Source organism: Pedobacter nyackensis (assembly GCF_900176505.1).
GTDB classification, from domain to species: Bacteria; Bacteroidota; Bacteroidia; order Sphingobacteriales; family Sphingobacteriaceae; genus Pedobacter; species Pedobacter nyackensis.
Genome location: NZ_FWYB01000007.1, coordinates 60852 through 87252, shown reverse-complemented (window position 1 = coordinate 87252; position 26401 = coordinate 60852). Strand labels below are relative to the sequence as shown.

Sequence of the window (26401 nt, the reverse complement as noted above, 5' to 3'; positions counted from 1 at the left end):
AAAGAAATTTGTTATGAAAACATATAAATATTTAATCTTAGTGGTCTTCTTAGGTATAGCCACTATGTCATGCAAAAAAACGCTGGACCTTAAGGCTGAGGATAGTTTTGGAGACGGAACGTTCTGGCAAAATGAGTCACAGGTAACCAACTTTATGGTTGGCTTGCATAAGCAATTTAGAGATAATCAGTTCCAGTTTGTTCGCCTCGGTGAGATGAGAGGGGGTGGTTTTAGTAATGTAGACAGACAAAACACATCATTAAATGAACTGCAAATTATACAACAGGATATTAATGAAAACTCTTCCGGAGTAAGTAACTGGGCCGGATTTTATGGGCCAATCTTTCAATTAAACCTTTTTATTAAAAAAACAGAAGAATTAGGGTTTTTATCGGCTACTCAAAAGAATTATTTCCTTGGACAAGCCTATGCTATGCGTGCGTATTACTACTTTCATTTATTACGTACCTATGGTGGGGTGCCTTTAAGGTTAGAACCGGATGTAACAAATCCTAATCCTGATGCAGTATCTCTTCGTAAAGCCAGATCAACTGAAGCTGAAGTGCTTGCTGCTATAAAGGCTGATTTAGATAAATCTATCAGTCTTTTTGGAACTGCTGGAAATCAAGGTGATAAAAGTTTATGGTCGCCAAAAGCCGCTTTAATGCTTAAAGGAGAAGTTTACCTATGGTCGGCAAAAGTGTATGGCGCGACAGCTGACTTAACAGAAGCCAAAAATGCGCTAAATGCAGTAACAGGATACAGCTTAATGCCAAACTTTGCCAACGTTTTTAATTCTACAAACAAAAACAATAGTGAGGTAATCCTGGCAATCCGCTATCGTGTAGGTGAGGCTGAAATGGGAAATGTGGCTAGCTTTACTTATTCAATCCCTAATTTTAGCGGAATTCACTACAAAGATTCTACTGTTACCGCTGGTGTTGGTAATTTCCTTGGCGATCCATTACAGTTGGCTGCACCAAATTCCCAGCAGGTAATTCAACGTTATGGATATACTTTTGAACTTTTCCAATCGTATGGCGTTGCTGATACAAGAAGAAATGCCACGTTTTATGATTATTATAGAGTAAATACAAATGTTACGCCTTTTGTTGTAACCATCAGAAATACAGCATTGGTTAAGTTCTTAGGAGTAATCGATGCAAACAAAAGGTATTTTTCTGATGACTGGGTGGTTTACAGAGAGGCAGATAGGTTGCTGATGCTTGCTGAGATTGCAAACGCTGAAGGTGCAAGTCCCGCTTCTTTTATCAAAACTATCCGCGACCGCGCCTTTAATAATGCAGATCCGACTCCTTTTGTAAATGGAAGTAAGGATGCAAATGAGTTGGCCATTTTTGCTGAACGTAGTAAAGAGTTTGTTTATGAAGGTAAACGCTGGTATGACATAAGAAGAATGAAATTTGGTGCTGATCCATTAGTCTTTAAAAGCTTAAGTCATAGATATGGAGTTTTAGATAAAGCGACTCAGGCCTATAAAGTTCTTTGGCCAATTGAACCCGCTATATGGACCAACGATCCATTGGTAAAGCAAACGCCGGGTTATGCAACAACAAACCCTAATAAATAATTTAATATCAATAGAGGTTGTGTCATAAATACTCATCATATAGCATTTTTGGTACAACCTCTTTTAAACTAACCTTATGAATTTCGAAAAATTAGAAGGCTTAATTGCCGCTCCATTTACACCCATGGGCGAAAATGGTGAATTAAACCTATCCTTAATACCAGCTTATTATCAATTCTTAAAATCAAACCGTGTTACAGGCGCATTTATTTGCGGCTCTACGGGCGAAGGGGTTTCTATGACTGCTGATGAGAAGAAGAAAGTGGCCGCTAAATGGGCAGAGTGTACCGATGGTGACAATGATTTTAAAGTTATGATACTTTTAGGCGGTACCAGTATTGCCGATTGTAAAGAACTGGCTTTGTACGCACGTGAGATTGGACTATACGCAATTTCCTTTACGTCTCCATTTTATTTTAAACCCGCAAATGCGGAGGTACTGGGACAAATTTGTGCTGAGATAGCTAACGTGGTGCCAGATATGCCATTTTATTATTACCACATTCCTGTTTTAACGGGTGGTAACTACGCGATGATCGACCTTCTGCATGCTGTTGATGATAAAATAAAAAACTTTGCCGGTATCAAATATACGCATGAAGACTTTATGGACTTTCAAAGCTGTATGAGCTTTAAAGGTGGTAAATACGACATGCTGTGGGGACGTGATGAGAATATGTTGTCGGCCCTGGTACTGGGTGCTAAAGGCGCTGTGGGTAGTACTTTTAACTATGCAGCACCACTTTATTACGATTTAATTGATGCATTTAATGCCAATGATCTGGTAAAAGCACGTGAGTTGCAGCAAAAATCAATTGACATGATCAGGCTTTTAGGGAAGTACGGTGGTATATCTGTAGGTAAGGCATATATGAAGTTGATTAATTTAAATTGTGGTGAATTTAGATTACCAGTAAAAAATATGAACGGATCGCAGTTTGAATTGTTTAAGAAAGATGTGGAGACAGTAGGTTTTCATACTTTTAAATCAGTTGCAGTCGGGGTTAACGCCTAAAAAAATGTATAAATACATCTTCTTATTCTTTTATATTATGCTAATTACAGAACCTGTTTTTTCTCAAAAAACAAAAGAACCCAATGTGGAGTGGATTGTAGCAGCAAGTCTGCAGGATGTTGAAGGGAATATCTCTTTAGGTTTTGCAGGTGCCATTAATGCTGTTCATAATAATGTGCTAATTGTAGCCGGTGGAGCAAATTTCCCCGATAAAATGCCCTGGGATGGAGGGAAGAAGTATTATTCCAATGAAATTCATGTGTTGCAGAAATCAGCTGATGGATTTCATTGGAATAAGCGAATGAAGGAGCCGTTACCAGAGCCTATTGCTTATTGTGGAAACACCTCAACTCCTGCCGGGGTAGTATATGTCGGCGGAGAAAATGATAAAGGCTTATCTAAGAAGGCTTATAGAATAAACTGGGATAACCATAAACATAAGGTGACGGTAATTCAACTACCTGATTTACCTATTGCTGTGACTAATATTGCGTTAACTAGTATCGGGAATGTGGTGTATGCTATTGGGGGAGATCTTCCAAAGCGGTCAACCGATGCTTTTTTTAGCCTGGATCTTAACGAGCAAAATCCAGTATGGAAAGTGTTACCAAACCTGCCTGTTGCAATGGGCAATTCGGTCGCAGTGGTTCAAAAGGATAAAGCGGGTACAAATATCTTTGTAATAGGAGGACGAACAAAAACTGCATCAGGAATCAGCGACTTACATTCCACAACTTATGTATATGATGTTAACAGGGAGAACTGGCAAGAAGTTGCGCCGATAAGTGATGGGAAAAATGTAACCAACTTTTCTGCAGGAGCAGGGGTAGGTATTGGCGATCGCTGGATATTGATTACGGGGGGAGATAATGGAAAAACGTTCCATAAAATAGAAAATTATCTGGCCCAAATTGCCCAGACGGAAGACGTTGAGGTTAAAGCCAGGCTGGTTAAAGAAAAAAACGAATTAAGCATCCATCATAGAGGTTTTTATAGGGGGATGTTGTTGTATAATACCATGACCAACAAGTGGAGCAAAATTGGTGAATTACCTTTTTCGGCGCAGGTTACCACAACTGCTACCATGTGGAATGGAAATATCGTGCTGTCAAACGGAGAGGTGAAACCCGGAATCCGAACACCAAATGTAATGTTGGGGCTGATTAAATAAATGATTATAAGGAAGATGAAAGATACAAAAAGATATGCCTGGGTAGTGGTAGGCCTGCTATGGGTAGTTGCCTTACTAAACTACATGGATAGACAAATGCTGTCGACCATGAAGCCAGCCATGCAAATAGATATTGCCGAATTACAATCGGCCACTAATTTTGGTTATCTGATGGCTATTTTTCTATGGATATATGGCTTTATGAGTCCTGTATCAGGGATTATTGCAGATAAATTCAATAGAAAGTGGCTTATCGTAGGCAGTCTTTTCGTTTGGTCTGTAGTTACCTTCCTGATGGGCTACGCAACAACGTTTAACCAGCTCTATTGGCTAAGAGCGTTGATGGGTGTTAGCGAAGCACTATATATTCCGGCAGGATTATCTTTGATTGCCGATTTTCACTCGCCAAAAACCAGGTCGCTGGCTATTGGTATACACATGACGGGTCTTTATATGGGCCAGGCCCTGGGCGGTTTTGGCGCCACTGTTGCCGATAAATTCTCCTGGCAAGCCACCTTTCATTACTTCGGAATAGCAGGCGTTATTTATTCGGTTATATTGATCTTTTTCCTGAGAGAGAAAAAAGCATCAGATGATCCTATTGCGATGAGCGACAGCTTGCATGTTAAAACTTCTCTTTTTAAAGGGCTCGGCCTGCTGCTTACCAATATATCCTTCTGGATCATTCTATTTTATTTCGCGGTACCAAGTTTACCGGGATGGGCGGCGAAAAATTGGTTACCAACACTTTTTGCACAAAACTTAAATATCCCAATGGCTACTGCAGGGCCTTTATCAACCATTACGATCGCATTCTCTTCATTTCTGGGGGTTATAACCGGAGGAATTTTGTCTGATCGTTGGGTGCAAAAGAACCTAAAAGGTAGAATATATACCAGTGCCATTGGTTTGGCATTAACCATTCCTTCTTTGCTGCTGCTAGGGTTTGGCCACACGCTTTTCCATGTTGTGGGGGCTGCGGTATGTTTCGGAATTGGTTTCGGAATGTTCGATGCCAACAATATGCCCATCCTATGCCAGTTTGTTTCTGCTAAATACAGGGCTACAGCCTATGGATTAATGAACATGACCGGAGTTTTCTTTGGTGCTTTCATCACCGATTGGCTGGGTAAATCATCGGATGCAGGGCATCTTGGTCAGGATTTCGCTATGCTGGCCGGTATTGTACTGGTTGCACTGGTTATACAATTATACTTCCTGCGACCTAAGGTTAACGACTTCGCGGATGCCAATTCACCATCAATCTAAACACACAACAAAATGAATATAAAAAAGATATTTAAGGGCTTCATATTGCTTATAAGTGCATTATGTATCATGGCCTGCTCAAGCAAAATTTATAAGGGTACGGGTGCTACTGCGATTACTGTTACTGCTGAACCAACCATCAATCCAATCTTTAAAAGAATGGAAACCAATCCGTATCTGCGCATCGCGATAAATATACCGGAAGGTAACAAAGAGGTAGCATACCAACAATTTAAAGGAACCATCGAAACTGCAGGATTAAAAGACATTGCAAAGCTGGAACTTTATCTGGGCGATGACCAGCAGGAACTTTCAGCAAGTAAATTGTTGGGTAGTGTAGTGCCTTCAGGAAATAAATTCAGTATTTCTTTTACAACTCCATTAACTGCTGGAAAGCATTCACTATGGCTTAGTGTTACTTTAAAAGATGAGGCAGATATTGATCATCAGTTAACCATAAAAGCAGATCAGTTTATTGATGCAACAGGCTTGATTTATAAAGTTGCACAAAGTAAAGTAGGTTCAAGATACCTGGGTGTCGCTTTGCGTAAACCAATGGATGAGCAAGTGCATACTTACCGTATACCGGGGATGATTACCACCGACAAAGGAACGTTAATATCTGTTTACGATATCCGCTACGACAATGATGTGGATTTACCTGGTAATATTGATGTAGGTATGAGCAGAAGTACTGATGGAGGGAAAAACTGGGATGCGATGAAGAATATCATGGATATGGGTGGCCCTGCCGACAATAGCGGCTCCGGTGATCCTTCGATATTGTTTGATCCCGTTACTAAAACCATATGGGTTTCGGCGCTGTGGAGTAAAGGAAATCGTTCGATTAGAGGTTCTGGTCCCGGATTAAGTCCTGATGAAACCGGACAATTCCTTATCACCAGTAGTACTGACGATGGCTTAACCTGGAGCAAACCTTATAGCATCACCAATCAGGTTAAGAATCCTGAATGGCGCTTATTTTTCCCAGGCCCGGGCAATGGTATTGCAATGGCAGATGGAAAAATCGTTTTCCCGGCTCAATACTGGGATGCTGCTAAAATGCCACATTCAACTTTAATATATAGCGAAGATCATGGTAAAACCTGGAAAGGTGCAATAGGTGCAAAATCAAATACAACAGAAAGTCAGCTGGTAGAAACTACACCGGGAACCATCATGTTGAACATGAGAGATAACAGGGGTAAGTTTAGAAGTGTGGCAACAACTAAAGATATGGGGCAAACCTGGACAGCGCACGCTACTTCCTACAGTGCGCTGCCTGATCCGGTTTGTATGGGTAGTTTAATTAAAGCTAACGTGAATGTTAAAGGCGCTAAGAAGGATGTGCTTTTCTTCAGCAATCTGGATATACCTAAAGCGCCAAGGACACATTTAACGATTAAAGCAAGTCTGGATTTAGGAGAATCCTGGCCAACGGCCGACAAGCTACTGTTAGACGAACGTAAAACTTATGGTTACTCGGCACTCAGCAAAATTGATAATGAAACAGTAGGCCTTTTATATGAAGGAATAAGGAGTTTATATTTTATCCGTATACCTGTAAAGGATGTGGTTAAATAAGGTGTTCAATATTGTAGGGTAATGTCTGGAAATCGCATTTTACTGTTATTGTGCTTATTAGTGCTGATGAATTATGGGGCATCAGCACAAAATGAGAAAGTAAAGGTTGCTTGCATTGGCAATTCTGTTACCTATGGGGCTGGTTTAAAATCACCCGAAACAGCGTCTTATCCTACAATATTGCAAAATCTGCTTGGCACTTCCTATGAAGTTAGGAACTTCGGTTTTAGCGGGGCTACGTTATTGAAAAAGGGCCATAAACCCTATTACAAAACGGATGTTTTTAACAAGGCTATGTCTTTTAAAGCAGATGTTGCCATTGTTCATCTTGGATTAAATGATACTGATCCAAGAAACTGGCCGGAGTATAGAAGTGATTTTGAAGCAGATTATTCCTGGCTGCTGGATACCCTTAAAAAGCAAAATCCAAAGGTTAAATTATATGTATGTAGGCTAACACCTATATTTAGTGAACACCCCAGGTTTAAGTCGGGCACCAGAGATTGGTACTGGCAGATTCAGGAGTTGATTCCTGCGATTGCCAAAGCAAATCAGGCACAGCTGATCGATTTGAATACGCCCTTGCATAATCGCCCTGATTTATTTGCCGATAACCTGCATCCCGATCAGGAAGGTGCGGCTATTATTGCCAAAACGGTTTTTCAAAATCTGACAGGTGATTTTGGTGGATTGAAACTTCCAATGGTTTTTTCAGATCATATGGTGATGCAACGGAATCAGCCTATTCCGGTTTATGGAACAGCAAATGCAAATGAGCAGGTTGAAGTAACTTTTAACCGTAAAAAAATAAGCACAACAGCCGGTAAGGATGGTGGTTGGAAAGTAATGCTCCCCGCTATGCCTCATGGCGGTCCGTATGAGTTAAGTGTGCAGACAAAAAGCAAAAACATCCTATTGAAAGATATTTTATTGGGGGATGTATGGCTTTCCTCGGGGCAGTCGAATATGGCTTTCCCTTTAAAAAAATCAGCTACCGGTAAAGCCGAAGCGCAGGTTTCTTCAAATCCTTTATTGCGGTTTATGCTGTTTAATCCTACTGCTGAAACGAATAATGAAACCTGGGATGAAGCTACACTGGATAAAATCAATAAGCTTGAGTTTTTCTCTGGAAGCTGGCAACCCTATTCGGCGACTACAGCGGCAGAGTTTAGTGCTGTAGCTTATTATTTTGGAAAGAAAATCGCAGCTGCGGAAAAGGTTCCGGTAGGGCTTATTCAGGTTGCTGTGGGTGGTTCAACGATTGAGTCCTGGATCGATAGGTTGACTTTAGCGCATGATCCGCTACTGGTAGATGTGATGACCAAGTGGCGTAAGTCGGACTTTATACAGGAATGGGCTAGAGGCAGAGCCGATGTAAACCTTAAAAATGCAACCAAGGTAAAGCAGCGTCACCCTTACGAACCTGCATATAACTACGAATCAGGTATTGACAAGTTGGTAGATTTTCCTATAAAAGGAGTAATCTGGTATCAGGGCGAGAGCAATGCACAAAATCCGGAACTGTATGCCCATAGTTTCGAGGTGTTGGTTAACAGCTGGCGCGAGAAATGGGGATATCAATTTCCTTTCTACTATGTTCAGTTATCGGGGATCGATCGTCCCTCATGGCCATACTTCAGGGATGTTCAGCGTAAGCTGGAAAAGACCGTTCCGAATAGCTATATGGCCGTTAGTTCAGATCTTGGCGACTCCTTGGATGTTCATCCCACAAGAAAAAAAGAGGTAGGAGAACGCTTGGCCTTACAGGCATTAAACCATACCTACAAACGTTCTGTCGTTTCAAATGGCCCGGTTGCAGTCGATGCCCGGAAAGTTGGCAATAGGGTGGTGGTTGATTTTGCTCCGGGAACCATCCTTTCTACAAAAGACAAAGCAAAATTAATAGGTTTTGAAGTGATTACAGAAAAAGGCAATCGACTGATGGTTCCTGGAATCATCGTGAAAAATAAAGTTCAGCTGGTGATACCAGCCGCACAAAAAGTTAAAACTGTATGCTATAGCTGGCAGCCCTTTAGCAAGGCGAATTTGGTGAATGAAGCAGCTCTGCCTGCTTCCACTTTTTCTATGCTTATACAATGAAAACATTAGATACCCTATGAGTTACTCAAAAGAAAATCTACAAGAACTTCAGCAATTCTACACGAATCAGCTGTTAAATGATACCGTTCCATTTTGGTTTCCAAGATCAATAGATCAGGAATATGGTGGTTATTTGCTCATGCGCGATCAGGATGGAAGTCTGATCGATGACGATAAGGCTGTCTGGATTCAGGGGCGTGCAGCATGGTTGTTGTCAACCTTGTGTAACACGGTGGAGAAAAAACAGGAATGGCTGGATGGCGCCAAATCGGGTATTGATTTCTTAAATAAATACTGCTTTGATACCGACGGACAAATGTTTTTCCATGTTACCCGTGATGGACAGCCTATCCGTAAACGTCGCTATTACTTCTCAGAAACTTTCGCGGTAATTGCCAATGCTGCTTATGCTAAAGCGAGTGGCGATGAGGCGGCAGCTGAACAAGCGCGTTACCTGTTTGGTAAGTGCATTGACTACGCCACCACACCGGGTATACTGCCTGCTAAATTTACAGGAACCCGACCTGCAAAAGGAATCGGCGTGCCTATGATCATGATGAACACCGCGCAGCAGCTAAGAGAAAATATTGGTGATCCGCGTTGCGATGAGTGGATTGATACATGGATCAATGAAATTGAAACCTATTTTGTAAAAGACGATATCCGCTGTGTAATGGAGCAGGTTGCTCCGGATGGAAGTATCATTGATCATATTGATGGTCGTACATTAAATCCCGGACACGCTATAGAAGGTGCATGGTTTATCCTTCATGAAGCTAAATACAGGAATAATGATCCAAGGTTAATTAAGCTGGGTTGTAAAATGCTGGATTATATGTGGGAACGTGGTTGGGATAAAGAGCATGGCGGTATCCTGTATTTCAGGGATGTGTACAACAAACCTGTACAGGAGTATTGGCAGGACATGAAATTCTGGTGGCCACATAACGAAGTAATCATCGCCACTTTATTGGCGTATACCATGACAGGCGATGAAAAGTATGCGGAATGGCATAAAATGGTACACGATTATGCTTACCAACATTTCCACGATAAAGATAATGGCGAATGGTTTGGCTACCTGCACAAAGATGGTAGTCTGGCCCAAACTGCAAAAGGTAATTTGTTTAAAGGTCCATTCCATTTACCAAGGCAAGAGTGGTATTGCATGACCTTGTTAAACGAATACCTGAAAACTGCAGATGAAAAGGTAGCTGATATTGTACATCATTAAAATCCGACATGGTTAATAAGATTTTGTTTTTTCTGTTGATTTTTATATCTGCTGTACGGGCACAACTACCTGTAAAATCGGGTGTAAATCTCATTCCTCTGCCGCAAATAATGCAGCTTAATTCGGGGGTTTTTGAGCTTAAAAACTGCAAAGCTATTGTTGCAGGTAAAACCTTGCATAAAGAAGCAAAACAGTTGCAATCCTATTTAAAAAGACTGGGTTTAAATATTCCTATAAAAGGCGTTTTAAAAAATGGACCTGCGATAGTCTTGCAATTGGCTGAGGTTAAGGCTGCCGTTAATGCTAACGAAGCTTATCATTTGGCGGTTGATCCTCACAGGATAGTGATTGCTGGTGGAAGTGCTGCAGGTATATATTACGGCTTGCAGTCGCTCATGCAGCTTACTCAGGCCAGCACTGTAAAAGCCTGTAATATTACAGATTGGCCAGCTTTTGCCTGGAGGGGTTATATGATCGATGGGGGCAGGAACTTTATGCCGATGAAGTTGTTGAAACAGCAAATCGACGCGATGGCAAGGTACAAGCTCAATATCTTTCATTTTCATTTTACGGAAGATATTGCCTGGAGACTCGAAAGTAAATTGTATCCGCAACTTACTGATCCGGAAACCATGCTGCGCAATAAGGGGGAGTTTTATACCGAGAAAGATTTAAAGGAACTGATTAGCTATTGTAAGGAGAGACACATTACGCTTGTGCCTGAAATAGACATGCCCGGACATAGTGCAGCCTTTAAAAGGGCCATGAAAACGGATATGCAAAGCGATAGTGGTTTGGCCATTGTTAAAAATATCATTAAAGAATTTTGCAATACCTATGATGTGCCTTATCTGCATATAGGGGCTGATGAAGTGAAAATTACCAATAAGAATTTTTTACCGGAGGTAACAGCGCTCATAGAAAAACTGGGTAAAAAAGTAATAGGCTGGGAGCCGGGGGGCAATTTTACGGAAAGTACTATCCGACAGTTATGGATGGAAGGTGCGACAAAAGTAAGCTCCAATAAAAATATTAAATACATTGATTCGAGGCATCTTTATATCAATCACATGGACCCGCTGGAGAGTGTGGTTACGATATTTAATCGTCGGATTTGTAATCTTGATCAGGGGAATGAAGCAGCGCTAGGCGGTATCATCTGTGCCTGGCCCGATAGAAGAGTAAATAAACCGGAAGATGTGCTGATTCAGAATCCTGTTTATCCAACGATAGTGGCTTTTGGCGAAAGAAGCTGGAGAGGTGGGGGAGCAAGCGGTTGGCTGGCTAATATTGGTGCCCCAGAAAGCAAACAGGCCATTGATTTTGCTGAATTTGAGGATAGGTTGATGGCACATAAAACCAGGTATTTCAACCAACTTCCTTTTCCTTATGTAAGGCAATCGGATGTATGCTGGCAATTTTATGGCCCTTTTAAAAATGAAGGGGAGTTGACGAGAAAATTTGCACCTCAAGACAAAAGGTTTGATGCGCAAAAAGAGCCAGCTACCTTTACTGCAGTGGGAGCAACGCAGATTTTAAGGCATTGGTGGACACCTGTGGTTAAGGGATTACTGGATGATCCAAAGGAAAATACGACCTGGTATGCAACAACCAGAATCTGGAGTGATGAAGATAGGATTCAGGGGTTTTGGATCGGTTTTAATAATATTTCACGTTCATATGCCTCAGATTCGCCAAAGGCAGGAACCTGGGATAACCGGGCTAGTGCAGTTTGGGTTAACGACCAGATTGTTGAACCTCCATTATGGAAGCAAGCAGGAGTTAAAGGTGATATGGAATTGCCTTTGGTAGATGAAGGATATGAATACCGGTCGCCAGTAAATATCCCCCTTAAGAAAGGATGGAATAATGTTTTGGTTAGGTTACCCATCAAATCTTTTAAGGGGGCCGACTGGAAAAACCCCGAGAAATGGATGTTTACTTTTGTGAGGGCAGGGATTTAAGCGTAATTGTTTGCCATTGGTAGACGGGGCTTCTTGTTAAAATCTATATATTTACAATTCAAGTTTTATCTACAACCTGGTTAGAATTATAATACAATGAAAGCGTTTAAAAACCTATTGTTACTTGCGGTAGCAAATTGCGGAATCTTCCTGTCTGTAAATGCTCAAACCGGAACAAGTATCCGTAAACAGCCAAATGTGGTGATTATTGTTTCTGATGATCATGCGTATCAGACCATCAGTGCTTATGGCAGTAAATTGATGCAAACTCCCAATATAGATCGCATTGCTAAAGAAGGGGTGCGTTTTGATAAAGCTTATGTAACAAATTCTATATGCGGACCAAGCAGGGCGGTAATTCTAACAGGAAAGTACAGCCACAAAAATGGTTTTAAGGATAATGAAAGTTCGGTGTTTGATGGAAGTCAGGATTCCTTTGTAAAACAATTGCAAGGTGGCGGCTACGAAACTGCGTGGATAGGCAAATGGCATTTGGAGAGCAAGCCTCAGGGATTTGATTTCTGGCAGATATTGCCTGGTCAGGGGCAATACTATAATCCTGATTTTGACATGATGGATGGTTCAAAAAAACGTTATGATGGTTATGTGTCCAATATTGTAGAAGACGTTGCTGAGGACTGGCTGGATAAAAGAGATCAGACCAAACCCTTTTGCATTGTGATCGGACATAAGGCTACACACCGCACCTGGATACCTGATACTAGTGATCTGGGTAAGTTCGATGATGTTAAGTTCCCTTTGCCTCCTAATTTTTACGACACTTACAAAAATAGGGAAGCAGCCGCTATCCAGGATATGTCTATTTCTAAATCCATGTTAATGGGCTACGATTTGAAAATGTTTGGCTCTGATGATAAGAAAAGTGCAGATGGTAATTTTCGCCGGATGAATGCAGCACAACGTGCTAAAATAGACGCCTATTACAAACCTATCGAAGCAGAATTTAATCAGCAGAAGCTTAGCGGTAATTCACTAACAGAATGGAAATATCAGCGTTATATGCGGGATTATTTAAGTACAGCAAGCTCATTAGATCGTAATATTGGTCGTACGTTGGATTACCTGGATAAACATGACCTGGCGAAGAATACCATTGTTATCTACCTTTCCGATCAGGGCTTTTATATGGGAGAACATGGCTGGTTTGATAAACGCTGGATCTATGAGGAATCTTTCAGAACACCAATGGTGATGCGTTATCCAAATGCCGTAAAAGCAGGAACCGTATCTAATAATATGGTTATGAACCTGGATATTGCGCCAACTATACTCGATGCTGCGGGTATAGCTATCCCAAAAGCAATACAAGGCGCATCTATATTACCCGGTTTAAAAAATGGAAAGGGTAGAAATGCACTCTATTATCATTATTATGAAAATGGTGAGCATGCGGTATCTCCTCATTTTGGAGTCCGTACCGAAAGATATAAACTGATCCGTTTTTATAAGCGTGTTAACGGTTGGGAATTGTACGATCTGCAAAAGGATCCCCATGAAATGGATAACAAATACGGACAAAAGGGATATGAAAAAATTACCACTGATATGTTGAAAGCACTAAAACAACAAATCAACAAGTATGAAGATGATGATGCAAGGAAAGTCTTAACTCAGAATAACTGATCTTAAATAAAAAATCTCCTTCAACAACAAGCCCCGTTTGCCATTGGCGAACGGGGCTTGTTGTTTTATTCTGCATTATGCTATTCTACATCCTGCTATTTTCTACACTATGCTATTATGAATCTAGCGATTTTTCTACATTATCTATTCTGCATCCTGCTTTACTAAAAAATTACCTTCTCCGAGGAAGCCTTAGGCGCTGTTGGTTCTTCACCAACAGATGCCAGATTCCGAAGAGAACGGTTATTTTTTAATCTTTGCGTAGTAATGTTTTCCAGCTTGTTTTGCTAGCGATCAACTCATCCAGATGTGCGATCTCAATACGTTGCTGCTCCATCGTATCACGGTGACGGATGGTAACTGTGTTATCTTCTAATGTCTGATGATCTACAGTTACGCAGAAAGGCGTACCAATGGCATCCTGACGACGGTAACGTTTACCTATCGCATCTTTTTCTTCATAAATACAGTTGAAGTCAAGCTTCAGATTATTCATGATTTCTCTGGCTTTTTCAGGCAGACCGTCTTTCTTAGTTAAAGGGAAGATCGCTACTTTGTATGGAGCTAGACAAGGGTGTAGACGCAACAACGTTCTGCTATCTTGTTTTTCGCCTTCGCTTAGATCCTGCTCTTCAAAAGCGTTGATCATAGTTAAAAGGAACATACGATCTAAACCAATTGAAGTCTCAATTACGTAAGGAACATAGTTTCCATAAGGCTTGCCTTCTTCGTTTAAGTCGTTGTCGAAGTATTGCATTTTCTTGCCAGAGAATTCCTGGTGTTGCTTTAAATCGAAATCTGTGCGGCTATGGATACCTTCAACTTCTTTAAATCCGAATGGGAATTCGAATTCAATATCCGTTGCAGCATTAGCATAGTGCGCTAATTTAACGTGGTCATGGAAACGGTATTTCTCTGCAGGAGTGCCTAATGCAGCATGCCATCTCAGACGGGCTTCTTTCCAGTAAGCAAACCATTTTTCATCCTCACCCGGGCGAACGAAGAATTGCATTTCCATTTGTTCGAACTCGCGCATACGCATGATGAACTGGCGGGCAATTACTTCATTTCTAAAAGCTTTACCGATTTGTGCAATTCCGAAAGGGATCTTCATACGTCCTGATTTTTGTACATTCAGGAAGTTGACGAAAATACCCTGGGCCGTTTCCGGACGTAGGTAAACCTCTTCAGAACCTTCTGCCATCGCTCCAAACTGTGTACTAAACATCAGGTTGAACTGACGAACCTCTGTCCAGTTTTTTGTACCACTTACAGGACATGCGATCTCATGTTCCTCAATTAAGGTTTTTAAAAGTGGTAGGTTCTCAGCTTTTAAAGCATCATCCATATCAGCCTGTAACTTAGCTGCTTTATCTGTTTTACCGTCTTTTTCGTAACGGGTAATTTTATCTTCTAATAACTGGTCAGCGCGGTAACGTTTTTTTGAATCCTTATTGTCGATCATCGGATCGTTAAAGCCATCAACGTGTCCACTTGCTTTCCACACTTTCGGGTGCATGAAAATGGCAGAATCTATCCCAACAATGTTTTCGTGCATTTGCACCATTGCTTTCCACCAATAAGTTTTGATGTTATTTTTTAATTCTGCGCCCAATTGTCCGTAATCATAAACGGCACTTAGTCCGTCATAGATTTCGCTGGATTGAAATACAAAACCGTATTCCTTCGCGTGTGATATAACATTTTTAAATTGTTCGTCGTTAGTATTCTTTGCCATAATGATGCAAATATATAAGATTTGGGCAATAACTTTTTGTTACTTTTGAAGATGATCGGGTTGTTTGAAAAATGTGCGTCATCTAAAATCGGATATTGATTTTGTTTCGGGGTGACATGAGGTATAAAAGATCAGGATATTAACAGTAAAAATAGAACAAATTGAGCATTAAGGTAACCGCATTAGCTAAGCATTTTGATAAACAAAAGGCAGTAGATGGAATTAGTTTTGAAGCTAAACCGGGTCGGATATTAGGGTTTCTGGGACCGAACGGTGCAGGGAAATCTACCACCATGCGTATGCTTACGGGTTATCTTGCGCCAACATCGGGATCGGCCAGTTTATGTGGTTATGATTCGCAGACGCAAAATCTGGAGATGCGAAAGATTATGGGCTATCTTCCCGAAAATACACCTCTGTATATGGATATGTATGTAAAGGAGTTTTTGTTGTTTGTGGCCAATACCTATAATTTAAAGGATGCAGCTTTAAAAGTCGAAGAAACGATTAAAAGGGTAGGGTTGACTGCTGAGCAGCATAAAAAGATTGCTATGCTATCTAAAGGATATAAGCAGCGGGTAGGATTAGCGCAGGCCATTATTCATAATCCTGAGGTATTAATACTTGATGAGCCTACTTCAGGGCTTGATCCAAACCAACTTTCGGAGATCCGAGATCTGATCAAAAGTTTGGGGAAAGATAAAACGGTAATCCTTTCTACGCATATCATGCAGGAAGTTGAAGCCATATGTGATGATGTAATTATCATTAATATGGGGAATATTGTGGCAAACGATTCTATTGTTGATTTAAAAGAGAAATATGACGGGATTGGATTAGAAGAGATTTTTAGAAAGTTAACAACAAAGTAGGGTATTGTTTGAATGGTTTTAATATCCATGCTGGCTATGGATTAGGATTGAGCAACATTAGCAATCATTCAGATTCAAAGCTAAAAACAGAGTGCTTTCTGTAGGTAAATCAAACTAATTTAGTAAAAAAGCATCTGCCGATTGGTAGGTGCTTTTTTGCGTTTTTGAATTTGATTTTTTCTCCACTATGTAACTGTGGCAAAGTTTTTGCATCTAAACAGTAAATCAAATTAAAATAATTAAATAGAAAAGACATGAAAAAATTATTACTACTAACAGCAGTTGCAGGTTTGTTCGCGTTTTCTAGTGTTAATGCACAGACTAAAACTCCTAAATTAAGTATTGGCGCTGAGTTTGGTTTCCCTATGGGAGACTTTGGTGACGTTTTTAATTTTGGTTACGGAGGTTCATTACAGTATCAGCATCCTGTTGCACCAAGCTTATTGTTAACAGGTAGTGCAGGTTATACTGAGTTTACAACAAAAAAAGTGGCGGGCCTTTCATATAGTACTGGCTCAATCCCAGTTAAAGCTGGTGCAAGATATTATTTCGGTGAGAACTTTTTTGCTGGTGCTGAGCTAGGCGCAGCATTCTCTACTGAATCAGGTGAAGGAAATTCTACTGCATTTGTATATGCTCCAGGAATTGGAATTGATTACCCTGTATCTGATAAAGGTTCAGTTGAACTAGGTGCCCGTTACGAAGCTTGGTCAGCTAATTCAACAACAAATGGTTTCATCGGATTAAGATTAGCTTATAACTTCGGTTTGTAGTCTAAATCTTTTAAAGAATCAAAAGGGCTGTTCGATATTATCGGACAGCCCTTTTTTTTTGTGAAATGAAATCCTGAATTCGTAACTTATTTGAGGTCATAATGATAATTCACCCTAATCAATGTAAAATCCTGCGTCATCACTTACCAGTGTTGTTTTTCTGGTGTAGGAAACTGTGCTCCTGTAACCACCTGTTTTTGTTCCGTAATAGTGTCATATGATATTATCAAAAGGCCTGTTTTTTTGAAATCAAGGAATAAACCCTGAATACTACTTTTAGCGGATATTTTTTTAACTTCGGCGTCATTAATCTGAATGCATGTACGCAGTTTTTAAACGGGAATTATTTAGTTTGTTGAATTCAATGATGGCATATATCACCATCGGAATTTTTTTGCTCGCCATGGGTTTGTTGCTTTGGTTCTTTCCTGATACCGCTATCCTGGATTACGGCTATGCCGAACTGACTGTTTTTTTTAGTTTAGCCCCATTTTTATTTATGTTTTTAATCCCTGCCATCACCATGCGCTCTTTTGCCGAAGAGCGGAGAGAAGGGACTTACATATTGCTGGCCACAAGGCCACTTACCGACTGGCAGATCATTCTGGCTAAATACTGGGCCTGCTTTGTATTGGTGCTTTGTGCACTTATCCCTACACTGATTTATTATTATTCAGTTTCGCAACTGGGCTTGCCGCAAGGTAATATAGACGGTGGTGCGGTAACAGGCTCCTACATCGGTTTACTTTTACTCGGTGCAGCATTTACTGCGATTGGTATTTTTGCATCATCAGTTACAAAGAATCAGGTTATTGCTTTTGCTGTCGCGGTGTTCCTTTGCTTTATTACTTATCGGGGCTTTGATGCCATGAGTCAGATTTTTGCGCTGCAATATTTTGAAGCGGCTTTTTTAGCCTTGAGTGTAAATGAACATTACCAGTCTATAAGTCGCGGCGTATTAGATACCCGGGATCTTGTATATTTTGTCAGTTTTGTCGTGCTGTTTTTAGGACTAACCCGATTAGTGATAGGAGGTAGGAAATGGTAAATAACAGAAAAAAATGGCTTAAAGCAGGTTCTTTTTTACTGGCTGTAGTGTTGCTAAATATTGCTGCACAATACGTTTACACAAGGATTGATTTTACAAAAGAGAAGCGCTTTACTTTGAGTTCTAAATCGAAAACGATTTTAAAGGATGCCAGGAAGCCCATAACCATCACTGTTTTTCTGGACGGAGATCTTCCTTCAGCATTTAAAAGATTAAGAAATGCTACAAAAGATCTGTTGACAGATTACAAGGCTTACGCCAGAACAGATGTTAAAGTAATATTTGCTGATCCTATTGCGGGTTTATCGGCGGCTGAACAGGATACGGCTATCAATAACCTGTATCAGGCAGGAATTGAGGCTACAACACTGAACATTAAAAACGACAATGGCTTTGCGCAAAAGACCATTTTTCCAATGGCTATGATTTCTGCCGACGGCAAAAACTTTCCTGTAAAGCTGTTGCAGAACCTGGATGCCACAGGAAATTACGAAGAAAACATCAATAACTCTATACAGAACCTGGAATATGTATTTACTTCAGGCATTCAAAAAGTGCTGACAGGTGAACATCCGCGTATCGGTTTTACGGAAGGCAATGGAGAACTCTCGGATTTGTTTTTAAATGATGCTATAAAAAGTCTTTCTGAGAGTTACGAAGTGGGGAGGGTAAACCTGAACCTGATTGATAAGAGCGGACTGGATAAACTAAAATTATTGGTGGTAGCCAAGCCGCAAAAAGAATTTACAGAAGCTGAGAAATACAAACTCAATTACTTTGTAATGAATGGGGGCCGGGTAGTATGGTGTATTGATCAGGTAGGAGCCGATTTGGATAGTCTGAAAGGCAGTTCAGAGCAAATGGTGTTTAACCGGAAGCTGAACCTTGATGATATGCTGTTTATTTACGGCGCAAGGGTAAACTACAACCTGGTGGCAGATGCCAACTGTGCAGAGATACCATTAGCAATGGGAGGGGAACAGGGACAAATTCAGATGGCACCTTGGGTATATTATCCCTTGCTGATGCCGGATACTGCCAGTTACCTGGTAAAGAATATCGACAACATTAAAAGTGAGTTTGTAAGTACAGTAGATACTATTGGTGTTAAAGGCCTGAGCAAAAAGGTTATTTTACATACATCGGCTTTTAATAAGGTTTTTAGTACACCTAAGATGCTTTCTTTACAAATGGTTGCCGAACAGCCTAATCCAAGGGAATATGCCAGTGTGCCACAGCCGGTAGGTGTATTGCTTGAAGGTAATTTCTCCTCTGTGTTTTTGAACCGTGCAGTACCCGCCGGAATTGAAGAGCCTTACACTGTGTCGGCAATAAGCAAGCCTACCAAAATGATTGTCATTGGTGACGGTGATATTTTTAAAAATCAGGTGAGCAGCAGAGATCAATCGGCTTTTCCATTGGGTTTTGACAGATACACACAAAGAAATTTTGGGAATAAGGCCTTGCTGCTAAATATCGCCGATTACCTGGCTAATGACGATAATTTGATAACGCTTCGCAATAAAGAGGTTAAGATCAGGTTATTGGATAAGGCTAAAGTGCGTGCCGAAAAACTACAATGGCAACTGGTAAATGTGCTTGGTCCTTTGCTATTGTTAATATCATTTGCGATTTTTCAACATTATTACCGTAAACACAAGTATGCAAGGTAATTTTTATATTTTTGAGAACTGACTAGATCATTACTATGAGATTTATTGTATCCACATCAACGCTTTTAAAACATTTGCAAACTGTTAATGGTGCATCAAGCAGCAGCACAGTTTTGCCTATACTGGAAAATTTCCTGTTTGAGATTAAAGACGGAAATTTAACGATATCTGCTACGGATTTACAGACAAGCATGACTACATCTTTAGCTGTTGAATCTAAAGAAGGTGGTAAAGTTGCAGTGCCGGCAAAAATATTATTAGACACGTTAAAAACATTACCAGATCAACCGATCTCTTTTAATATTGATGATGCTACTTTCTCTATCGAGATTAGCGCGGGCGACGGTAAATATAAATTAAGCGGTGAAAACGGCGACGACTTCCCGAAAATTCCGGTTGTTGAAAACGCTTCTTCGGTAAATTTACCTGCTTCTGTTTTAACTGAAGCCATTACAAAAACTATTTTTGCAGTAAGTAACGACGAACTTCGTCCGGCTATGACTGGCGTTTATTGTCAGCTTTCTGAGCAATACATCACCTTTGTAGCTACTGATGCACATAAACTGGTAAGATACAGACGTATGGATAGCAAAGCAGATAAAAGTTCTTCTTTTATCCTTCCTAAGAAAGCTTTAACCTTGTTAAAAGCTGCTTTACCATCATCAGATATCAATGTATCAGTTGATTATAATGCAACAAGTGCTTTCTTTAAATTCGAAAATATCAACCTTGTTTGCCGTTTAATCGATGAGCGCTATCCGGATTATGAGGCAGTTATCCCTGCTAACAATCCTAATAAATTGGTTATCGACAGGGCTTTGTTCTTAAACACATTGCGTAGGGTAGTGATTTTTGCTAATAAAACCACTCACCAGGTAAGATTAAAGATCAATGGTAGTGAATTAAATATCTCTTCTGAAGATCTTGATTTCGCAAATGAGGCTCATGAGCGATTAAGCTGCCAATATGAAGGTGAAGATCTTGAAATTGGTTTCAACGCTAAGTTTTTAATTGAAATGTTAAGCAATCTGAACGGTGAAGAAGTAACTTTAGAACTTTCTACGCCAAACAGAGCAGGTTTATTGATCCCTCAAACTAATGATGAAAATGAGGATGTATTGATGCTTGTAATGCCGGTAATGCTAAATAACTATAATTAATTTTATAATAAAATATATACAGAATGGCTTGGTTTTTGACCGAGCCATTCTGTTTTAACGTGACTTAAACTTATACAAATATGAAACTACCAATATTATTATCATCAAGAGCCGGAAAGGCTTTTATGATAGCTTGCTCAAGTATATTACTATTGGCTTCCTGTAGTAAAAAAAATGAACCTCAACCTGAACCGGTTGGTGCTGCTAAAGTGCGATTCGTAAATACGGTACGAGGGTCTTTAGCCCAGGATTTCTATGTTAATGGGGTAAAAAAGAGTACAGTGCCTGCAGCTTATGGTGAGGCGTCTGCTTATTTAGAGATTACCTCAGGAAGTAATGCATTTAAGTTTTATGATGCAGGGACTACCACTGTGAAGGCAGAGTCTCAGGCTTATAACGTTCCAATTGGATTTAACGTTACTACTTTTTATTACCAGGGTTCAAACGGCCTGTTTGGAGCTTTTGCTATTGGAGATGATATGTCAGCTCCAGCTGCAGGTAAAGCAAAAGTTCGGTTTTACAATTTAAATAGCTTTTTAACGCCGACTACTGGGATAACTATTACTGTGGTAGGACAAACTACACCGTTGATTCCTTCATTGGTATATGGCGACTTAAACACAAGTTACCATGCTGTTGATCCGGGAGCTAAATTTACTTTTACTGCTGCTGGGGTAACTACTGCTCCTCAACTTGATGGAGGTATTATTGCGGGTAAAAATTATACAATTTGGATTGATGGAGGTTCTTCAGCGGAATTAACAGGGCACGTTATTTTGCAAAATTAGTTTAATCTGATTGTGTAAAAAAAACATATTATGACATTACTATTCTTAAAAATATCATGGTTATTGCCATGATATTTTTATTTTTGGGCTTAATTTACAAGATTTGGAATTTTTCAGCTTTTTAATAGACTTCCTCCTGCACATAGATAAGCACCTGGAAGAGATCATCAGAGATTATAGTACCTGGACTTATGCCATCCTTTTTCTAATCATTTTTGCGGAAACTGGCTTTGTGGTTACACCGTTCCTACCAGGAGATTCATTGCTTTTTGCAATGGGAGCCCTGATTGCAGGTGGAAACACTGGCTTAAGCATTTGGGTAATGATGCTATTGCTGATTGTAGCGGCAATTGCAGGGAATTCTTTAAATTATAAACTGGGTAGCTATTTTGGCGTCAAGGTGTTTAAACCCGGAAACAAAATACTCAAACTCGAATACTATAATCAATCGCACATGTTTTTTGAGAAGCATGGCGGTAAAGCAATCATATTCAGTAGGTTCCTGCCTATTTTTAGAACAATCGCTCCCTTTGTAGCCGGTGTGGCAAAAATGCCTTTCGGAAGGTTTACCTTCTTCAACATCATTGGTGGCGTTGCATGGATTGCCAGTTTACTATTGGCCGGATATGTATTGGGACAAATTCCGATAGTTAAAAAGAACTTTGATATTGTAATCGTTGTGATTGCTGTTGTTACTTTCTTCCCTGCGGTATTTGCGGCCTTAAAGTCGAAATTTCAGAAGAAGAGTGTAGTTGAGGTAGTTGATGAAGCCCTTACTGAAGAGGAAGAGCAAAAGGTGAGCTAGGCTGCCCGGCATCAATCCACGCAGAATACCAGAACGATCCTATACTTAATATGGCTGAGCGCATTTGGCGCTCTACCATATTATCCATTTTGTCATGATAGGCCTTTGAATAGGCCAGAGAATATTGCCGGCCAACCTGGTTGTTTCTTTTCGAATAGCTATACTTCTTATGAGCCGGAAATCGAGCGCTTAGCTTCGCTTCAAAACTAAGTACCGTATCTACCATTTTGTGCGTGTGCTTCACTATTTTCCATGCTTCACTTAGCGGATTTTCTATATAACGAGCAGTACCTACAACGTAATTATAACGTTTTGCAAAGAGCTCCGGTAATCTGCTTTCCCAGAAGGCATGGATACCAAGCTGATTGGTTAGTTGTCCGTTGTGGTTTTGGGTAGTATGGAGTGGTACGTGCGCATCAGCAATATAATGCCCTAAATAGGCCGAATAGATCAGTATTTTAGCTGAATCTCTGTCTTTAAAGGCATTTACCAGCTTGTAATAGCTCTTTTGAATTTGCCAGGGCAATATGCCATTCTTGTTTAATTTAACTGCTCCGTATTTTTTTACAGCATCATCCCATTTAAAGGGAATGCTGTCAATATGGGCTTCGTATACTTCTACATCCAGGTAATGCCTTGCGGCTTCTGTGGTATCAGCATACCTCCGCTTATCCGGATCCACAGCATGATCGGAAATGTATTTGATATTGTTCTTATAAAATTGATTGATCCCTGCGGGTAACGTAAATACCGCCAGGTGATTGATGCGCATATGGGCGTAAAAGCCCCATGCACTGCATACCAAGGTAATGGTAAGCAGACTTACAGTAATAAACAGATGTTTCATTACTGTAAGTCTATGTAGATTTGGCTAATGCCTGGTAAATTACTCGATACTTTTTCCCTTCATAGCTGAAGAAACAGCTACATCCATTACTCTTTCGGCAAAAGGACGGGTAAATTCGTTTAATTCATCAGCCTTTTTAAGGATTTCATCTTTCTGTGCTGTAGCTAAAGCAGCTTTCAGCGCCTCGATGTATGTTTTTGTTGCTGCAATTTCTTCTGGTGTCAGGTATGTTGCATGTTTCTCAATAAAGCGTTCGGCTGTGTACACCAATTGCTCACCCTCACTTCTGGCTTCAATCAGCATGCGCTGTTCTACGTCGCTTTTAGCATGGGTGATACTATCTATCAACATCTTCTCAACGGTTTCGTCTGTAAGACCATAACTAGGCTTAATGTCGATTTCTTGTTTTACGCCTGAACGTAGTTCAACCGCCTGAACAGTAAGGATGCCATCTGCATTAAGGATAAAGTTAATGTCAACCTTTGGTAAGCCTGCCGGCATGGCTGGGATACCTTTCAGATCAAATTCCGCAAGTTTCCTGTTTTCCTGTACCAGATCACGCTCTCCCTGAAAAACAGAGATCTTCATGTTTACCTGTCCATCAATAGAAGTGGTATACTGACGACCTGCTTTGGTCGGCACTTTGGCATTTCTAGGGATGATCACATCCATTAATCCGCCCATAGTTTCAATACCCAGGGAAAGTGGTGTTACATCAAGTAACAGGATGTCTGAACGGTTTCCCGCAAGGATATCAGCCTGGATGGCAGCACCAAGGGCAACCACTTCATCCGGATTGATCTGATCGTGAGGAACGCGGCCAAAGAAATCGGCAACCTGCTTTTTAACATATGGTGTGCGGGTAGATCCACCAACCAATACCACCTCATCAATTTCTGCAATCGTTAATTTTGCATCGTTCAATGCCGATTTACAAGAATTAATGGTTTCTTCAACTTTAGCAGCAATCAGCTGTTCAAATGTTTGTTTATCTAAAGTACACCATATTTCACCAAGCTGTTCGTTAAACAGGTTTTGAGAGGTTAGTGCTTTTTTCGCTTCTTCGGCTTTTAGCCTGATCGACTGCACTAAACCTGGATTTGCATCCAGATCTGCTTTATTCAGGTTGTTTTTTTCTATCCAGTAATGTACAATGGCACGGTCAAAATCATCACCACCTAAAAAGGTATTTCCATTGGTAGATAACACTTCGAATATGCCATTTTGAATAGAAAGGATAGATACGTCAAATGTTCCACCGCCTAAATCGTATACTGCGATTGTTTTTTGCTGGGTAGGGTCAAGACCCAAGCCGTAAGCAAGACTGGCAGCTGTAGGTTCGTTAACGATTCTTAAAACATCTAATCCGGCTAAACGACCTGCATCTCTGGTAGCCTGACGCTGACTATCGTTAAAATAGGCAGGAACAGTAATTACCGCTCTGTTTACCGGTGTTTTTAAGGCATGCTCCGCACGGGCTTTCAATTCCTTTAAAATCTCAGCTGATAGTTCAATTGGCGTGTAGAACTTATCCCCAGCTTTGATCTTTACCAGCGAGTCATTCTCATCATCAATGATTTTATAAGAAAACGTATCCTGATGACCGGCTACATCTTTATAGGAGCGGCCCAATAAGCGTTTTACTGAAAATATAGTGTTTTCTGGGTCTGTAGTCAAGAATTCTTTGGCTTCATTACCTACAAGGGTATCGCCCATTTTGTTAAAGTGGACTACAGAAGGCACAAGCAGGCCTTTTCCTGTATCGTTAATTACCTGCGGGTTTTTATCAGGATTGATGAAAGCTACCAAACTATTGGTTGTGCCTAAATCAATTCCAACGATGATCTCTTCTTTTTGTAATGAACCTGTAGCCAGGTTAATGGATATCTTTGCCATAGTCCGGCAAATTTAGGAATGTTTCGGGTTTATTTTGTTTTAAGGTTGTAATGTTTTGCTGTTCTGTAGGTAATGGGGAAGAAAAATTTGATGGGACTAATGTAAAATCGTAAGAAAGCGTAACCATATCCTATTTCGTCAGGGAAATAGCTAGGGAAGGCTTAACCAAATTTTGTTCCGTTTGCGCTGGTGAATACTGAGCATTACGCTGAATTTCAGTAGAGTATGGTTAGTTGATGATGGTCATTGTACTTTTGGTTTGATAACTAAATCAGTAATAGATGACAGAAGAGACAATCGCGGTGGTACCGCTAAAGCCAAAGCGGAAATCTAAGAAAAAACCAGCAAGGAGGGATGATGAACTCTGGAAGGGGATTTTAGCTGATGTTTTTGATGATTTTTTGCGGTTCTTTTTTCCAGATGCAGATGATGTGTTTAATCTTAAAAGGAAGTTTGTTTTTCTCGATAAGGAGTTTAACAGGCTCTTTCCGCCAGAAGTGAATACGGCTGGAGTACGATTTGTTGATAAACTAGTGAAAGTACACTTAAAAGGCGGCGGATCTAACTTTATATTGGTGCATGTGGAAATACAGGGCAGCAAAGGGCATGAAGAGCTAAGGATAAACATAATGTCTCCATTACGGCGTTCGCCATTTTAATAGATGATGTTAAAACTTATCATCCCAAAATATACAAAGAGGAGTATTTGGGTACGAGATTAAGTTATGAATTTAATACTTATAAGCTTTTGGATCAGGATGAAGAAAAGCTGCGTGCAGATCCTAATCCGTTTGCAGTGGTGGCGCTTACGGTTTTAATGGCTTTGAAAACAAAGAAACTTAACGATGAAGATTTAAAACGCGTCAAGATTGATTTAACACGTGAACTAATCAAGAGAAAGCTGGATAGAGTAAAGCATGAAAAAATTATGGCTTTTCTTGCGTATTATGTGAATTTTGAAAAACCGGAAATGATGATTAAATTTGAAGAAGAAGTTCGAAAACTAACAGGAAAGACCACACCTATGGGAGTCAAAGAGATATTACTGGAAAGACGTGAAAGGGAGGGGATAGAAAAGGGAATTGAAAAAGGCCGTCAAGTAGAGCGCGCCAAAGCCTTGGAGGAAAAGAAGACCATAGCCCTAAATTTCAAGAATAAAGCTGTTGATCTTAAGATTATCGCTGAAGCCACTGGCCTCTCTATAGAAGAAATCGAGTCATTATAGCCTA

21 protein-coding genes are annotated in these 26401 nt (G+C 40.3%); 18 read left to right on the top strand and 3 right to left on the bottom strand.

What is annotated here, in order from left to right:
• Positions 1–13 precede the first annotated feature (13 nt).
• The 9 genes from B9A18_RS13985 (at position 14) to B9A18_RS13945 (ending at position 13572) form a co-directional block, all read left to right on the top strand.
• Complete coding sequence (locus B9A18_RS13985) at positions 14–1591, top strand: RagB/SusD family nutrient uptake outer membrane protein (RefSeq protein WP_084289948.1); 1578 nt, start codon at positions 14–16, stop codon at positions 1589–1591.
• Between the two features lie 76 nt (positions 1592–1667).
• On the top strand, positions 1668–2606 hold the full coding sequence (locus B9A18_RS13980) for a dihydrodipicolinate synthase family protein (protein WP_084289947.1): 939 nt from the start codon (positions 1668–1670) through the stop codon (positions 2604–2606).
• A 37-nt stretch (positions 2607–2643) separates the two neighbouring features.
• Positions 2644–3777, top strand: coding sequence for a galactose oxidase (locus tag B9A18_RS13975; protein ID WP_235005326.1), 1134 nt, complete (start codon positions 2644–2646; stop codon positions 3775–3777).
• A gap of 15 nt (positions 3778–3792) precedes the next feature.
• The gene (locus B9A18_RS13970; protein ID WP_084290105.1) at positions 3793–5046 is read left to right on the top strand and encodes an MFS transporter; all 1254 of its coding nucleotides are present in this window, start codon (positions 3793–3795) and stop codon (positions 5044–5046) included.
• 12 nt (positions 5047–5058) lie between these two features.
• Positions 5059–6630, top strand: a complete 1572-nt coding sequence (locus tag B9A18_RS13965; protein ID WP_084289945.1) for a sialidase family protein — start codon at positions 5059–5061, stop codon at positions 6628–6630.
• Positions 6631–6651: 21 nt separating this feature from the next.
• Entirely contained in the window at positions 6652–8730 is a 2079-nt protein-coding gene (locus tag B9A18_RS13960; RefSeq protein WP_084289944.1) for a GDSL-type esterase/lipase family protein, read from the top strand.
• Between the two features lie 16 nt (positions 8731–8746).
• Entirely contained in the window at positions 8747–9964 is a 1218-nt protein-coding gene (locus B9A18_RS13955) for an AGE family epimerase/isomerase (RefSeq protein ID WP_084289943.1), read from the top strand.
• An 8-nt stretch (positions 9965–9972) separates the two neighbouring features.
• Positions 9973–11928, top strand: a complete 1956-nt coding sequence (locus tag B9A18_RS13950) for a beta-N-acetylhexosaminidase (protein ID WP_084289942.1) — start codon at positions 9973–9975, stop codon at positions 11926–11928.
• Positions 11929–12024: 96 nt separating this feature from the next.
• Positions 12025–13572 (top strand): sulfatase family protein, encoded by a 1548-nt coding sequence (locus B9A18_RS13945; protein WP_084289941.1) that lies wholly within the window; start codon positions 12025–12027, stop codon positions 13570–13572.
• A 250-nt stretch (positions 13573–13822) separates the two neighbouring features.
• Here B9A18_RS13945 and B9A18_RS13940 read toward each other — a convergent pair whose 3' ends face one another.
• Positions 13823–15310, bottom strand: coding sequence for a glycine--tRNA ligase (locus B9A18_RS13940; protein WP_084289940.1), 1488 nt, complete (start codon positions 15308–15310; stop codon positions 13823–13825).
• 161 nt (positions 15311–15471) lie between these two features.
• Here B9A18_RS13940 and B9A18_RS13935 point away from each other — a divergent pair, with 161 nt between their 5' ends.
• The 7 genes from B9A18_RS13935 to B9A18_RS13905 all read left to right on the top strand — a co-directional run bounded on the left by B9A18_RS13935 (position 15472) and on the right by B9A18_RS13905 (position 22429).
• Entirely contained in the window at positions 15472–16182 is a 711-nt protein-coding gene (locus tag B9A18_RS13935; RefSeq protein ID WP_084289939.1) for an ATP-binding cassette domain-containing protein, read from the top strand.
• Positions 16183–16436: 254 nt separating this feature from the next.
• A complete protein-coding gene (locus tag B9A18_RS13930) occupies positions 16437–16955 on the top strand; it encodes an outer membrane beta-barrel protein (protein WP_084289938.1) in 519 nt (172 codons plus the stop codon).
• 319 nt (positions 16956–17274) lie between these two features.
• The gene (gene gldF / locus B9A18_RS13925; RefSeq protein ID WP_084289937.1) at positions 17275–18003 is read left to right on the top strand and encodes a gliding motility-associated ABC transporter permease subunit GldF; all 729 of its coding nucleotides are present in this window, start codon (positions 17275–17277) and stop codon (positions 18001–18003) included.
• The gene (gldG, locus tag B9A18_RS13920; protein WP_084289936.1) at positions 17997–19676 is read left to right on the top strand and encodes a gliding motility-associated ABC transporter substrate-binding protein GldG; all 1680 of its coding nucleotides are present in this window, start codon (positions 17997–17999) and stop codon (positions 19674–19676) included. Before gldF ends, gldG begins: the two co-directional genes overlap by 7 nt.
• 35 nt (positions 19677–19711) lie before the next feature.
• The gene (gene dnaN / locus B9A18_RS13915; protein ID WP_084289935.1) at positions 19712–20836 is read left to right on the top strand and encodes a DNA polymerase III subunit beta; all 1125 of its coding nucleotides are present in this window, start codon (positions 19712–19714) and stop codon (positions 20834–20836) included.
• 80 nt (positions 20837–20916) lie between these two features.
• Positions 20917–21624 (top strand): DUF4397 domain-containing protein, encoded by a 708-nt coding sequence (locus tag B9A18_RS13910; RefSeq protein WP_084289934.1) that lies wholly within the window; start codon positions 20917–20919, stop codon positions 21622–21624.
• Positions 21625–21727: 103 nt separating this feature from the next.
• Positions 21728–22429: a DedA family protein gene (locus tag B9A18_RS13905; RefSeq protein ID WP_084289933.1), complete on the top strand. Its 702-nt coding sequence runs from the start codon at positions 21728–21730 to the stop codon at positions 22427–22429.
• Here B9A18_RS13905 and B9A18_RS13900 read toward each other — a convergent pair.
• Positions 22398–23276 (bottom strand): zinc dependent phospholipase C family protein, encoded by an 879-nt coding sequence (locus tag B9A18_RS13900; protein WP_084289932.1) that lies wholly within the window; start codon positions 23274–23276, stop codon positions 22398–22400. The genes B9A18_RS13905 and B9A18_RS13900 overlap by 32 nt on opposite strands.
• Before the next feature lie 39 nt (positions 23277–23315).
• Positions 23316–25172: a Fe-S protein assembly chaperone HscA gene (gene hscA, locus B9A18_RS13895; RefSeq protein WP_084289931.1), complete on the bottom strand. Its 1857-nt coding sequence runs from the start codon at positions 25170–25172 to the stop codon at positions 23316–23318.
• Between the two features lie 281 nt (positions 25173–25453).
• Between hscA and B9A18_RS13890 the strand changes: the two genes are divergently transcribed.
• Both B9A18_RS13890 and B9A18_RS13885 read left to right on the top strand, forming a co-directional pair.
• On the top strand, positions 25454–25831 hold the full coding sequence (locus B9A18_RS13890) for a hypothetical protein (RefSeq protein WP_084289930.1): 378 nt from the start codon (positions 25454–25456) through the stop codon (positions 25829–25831).
• Positions 25832–25878: 47 nt separating this feature from the next.
• Positions 25879–26397 (top strand): RpnC/YadD family protein, encoded by a 519-nt coding sequence (locus B9A18_RS13885; protein WP_144009503.1) that lies wholly within the window; start codon positions 25879–25881, stop codon positions 26395–26397.
• Positions 26398–26401: the final 4 nt, after the last annotated feature.

Bases quoted from the DNA above. Each gene is read 5' to 3' on its own strand.
- B9A18_RS13985 (WP_084289948.1), top strand. From the start codon at position 14: ATGAAAACATATAAATATTTAATCTTAGTGGTCTTCTTAGGTATAGCC.
- B9A18_RS13980 (WP_084289947.1), top strand. From the start codon at position 1,668: ATGAATTTCGAAAAATTAGAAGGCTTAATTGCCGCTCCATTTACACCC.
- B9A18_RS13975 (WP_235005326.1), top strand. From the start codon at position 2,644: ATGCTAATTACAGAACCTGTTTTTTCTCAAAAAACAAAAGAACCCAAT.
- B9A18_RS13970 (WP_084290105.1), top strand. From the start codon at position 3,793: ATGAAAGATACAAAAAGATATGCCTGGGTAGTGGTAGGCCTGCTATGG.
- B9A18_RS13965 (WP_084289945.1), top strand. From the start codon at position 5,059: ATGAATATAAAAAAGATATTTAAGGGCTTCATATTGCTTATAAGTGCA.
- B9A18_RS13960 (WP_084289944.1), top strand. From the start codon at position 6,652: ATGTCTGGAAATCGCATTTTACTGTTATTGTGCTTATTAGTGCTGATG.
- B9A18_RS13955 (WP_084289943.1), top strand. From the start codon at position 8,747: ATGAGTTACTCAAAAGAAAATCTACAAGAACTTCAGCAATTCTACACG.
- B9A18_RS13950 (WP_084289942.1), top strand. From the start codon at position 9,973: ATGGTTAATAAGATTTTGTTTTTTCTGTTGATTTTTATATCTGCTGTA.
- B9A18_RS13945 (WP_084289941.1), top strand. From the start codon at position 12,025: ATGAAAGCGTTTAAAAACCTATTGTTACTTGCGGTAGCAAATTGCGGA.
- B9A18_RS13940 (WP_084289940.1), bottom strand. From the start codon at position 15,310: ATGGCAAAGAATACTAACGACGAACAATTTAAAAATGTTATATCACAC.
- B9A18_RS13930 (WP_084289938.1), top strand. From the start codon at position 16,437: ATGAAAAAATTATTACTACTAACAGCAGTTGCAGGTTTGTTCGCGTTT.
- gldF (WP_084289937.1), top strand. From the start codon at position 17,275: ATGTACGCAGTTTTTAAACGGGAATTATTTAGTTTGTTGAATTCAATG.
- gldG (WP_084289936.1), top strand. From the start codon at position 17,997: ATGGTAAATAACAGAAAAAAATGGCTTAAAGCAGGTTCTTTTTTACTG.
- dnaN (WP_084289935.1), top strand. From the start codon at position 19,712: ATGAGATTTATTGTATCCACATCAACGCTTTTAAAACATTTGCAAACT.
- B9A18_RS13910 (WP_084289934.1), top strand. From the start codon at position 20,917: ATGAAACTACCAATATTATTATCATCAAGAGCCGGAAAGGCTTTTATG.
- B9A18_RS13900 (WP_084289932.1), bottom strand. From the start codon at position 23,276: ATGAAACATCTGTTTATTACTGTAAGTCTGCTTACCATTACCTTGGTA.
- hscA (WP_084289931.1), bottom strand. From the start codon at position 25,172: ATGGCAAAGATATCCATTAACCTGGCTACAGGTTCATTACAAAAAGAA.
- B9A18_RS13890 (WP_084289930.1), top strand. From the start codon at position 25,454: ATGACAGAAGAGACAATCGCGGTGGTACCGCTAAAGCCAAAGCGGAAA.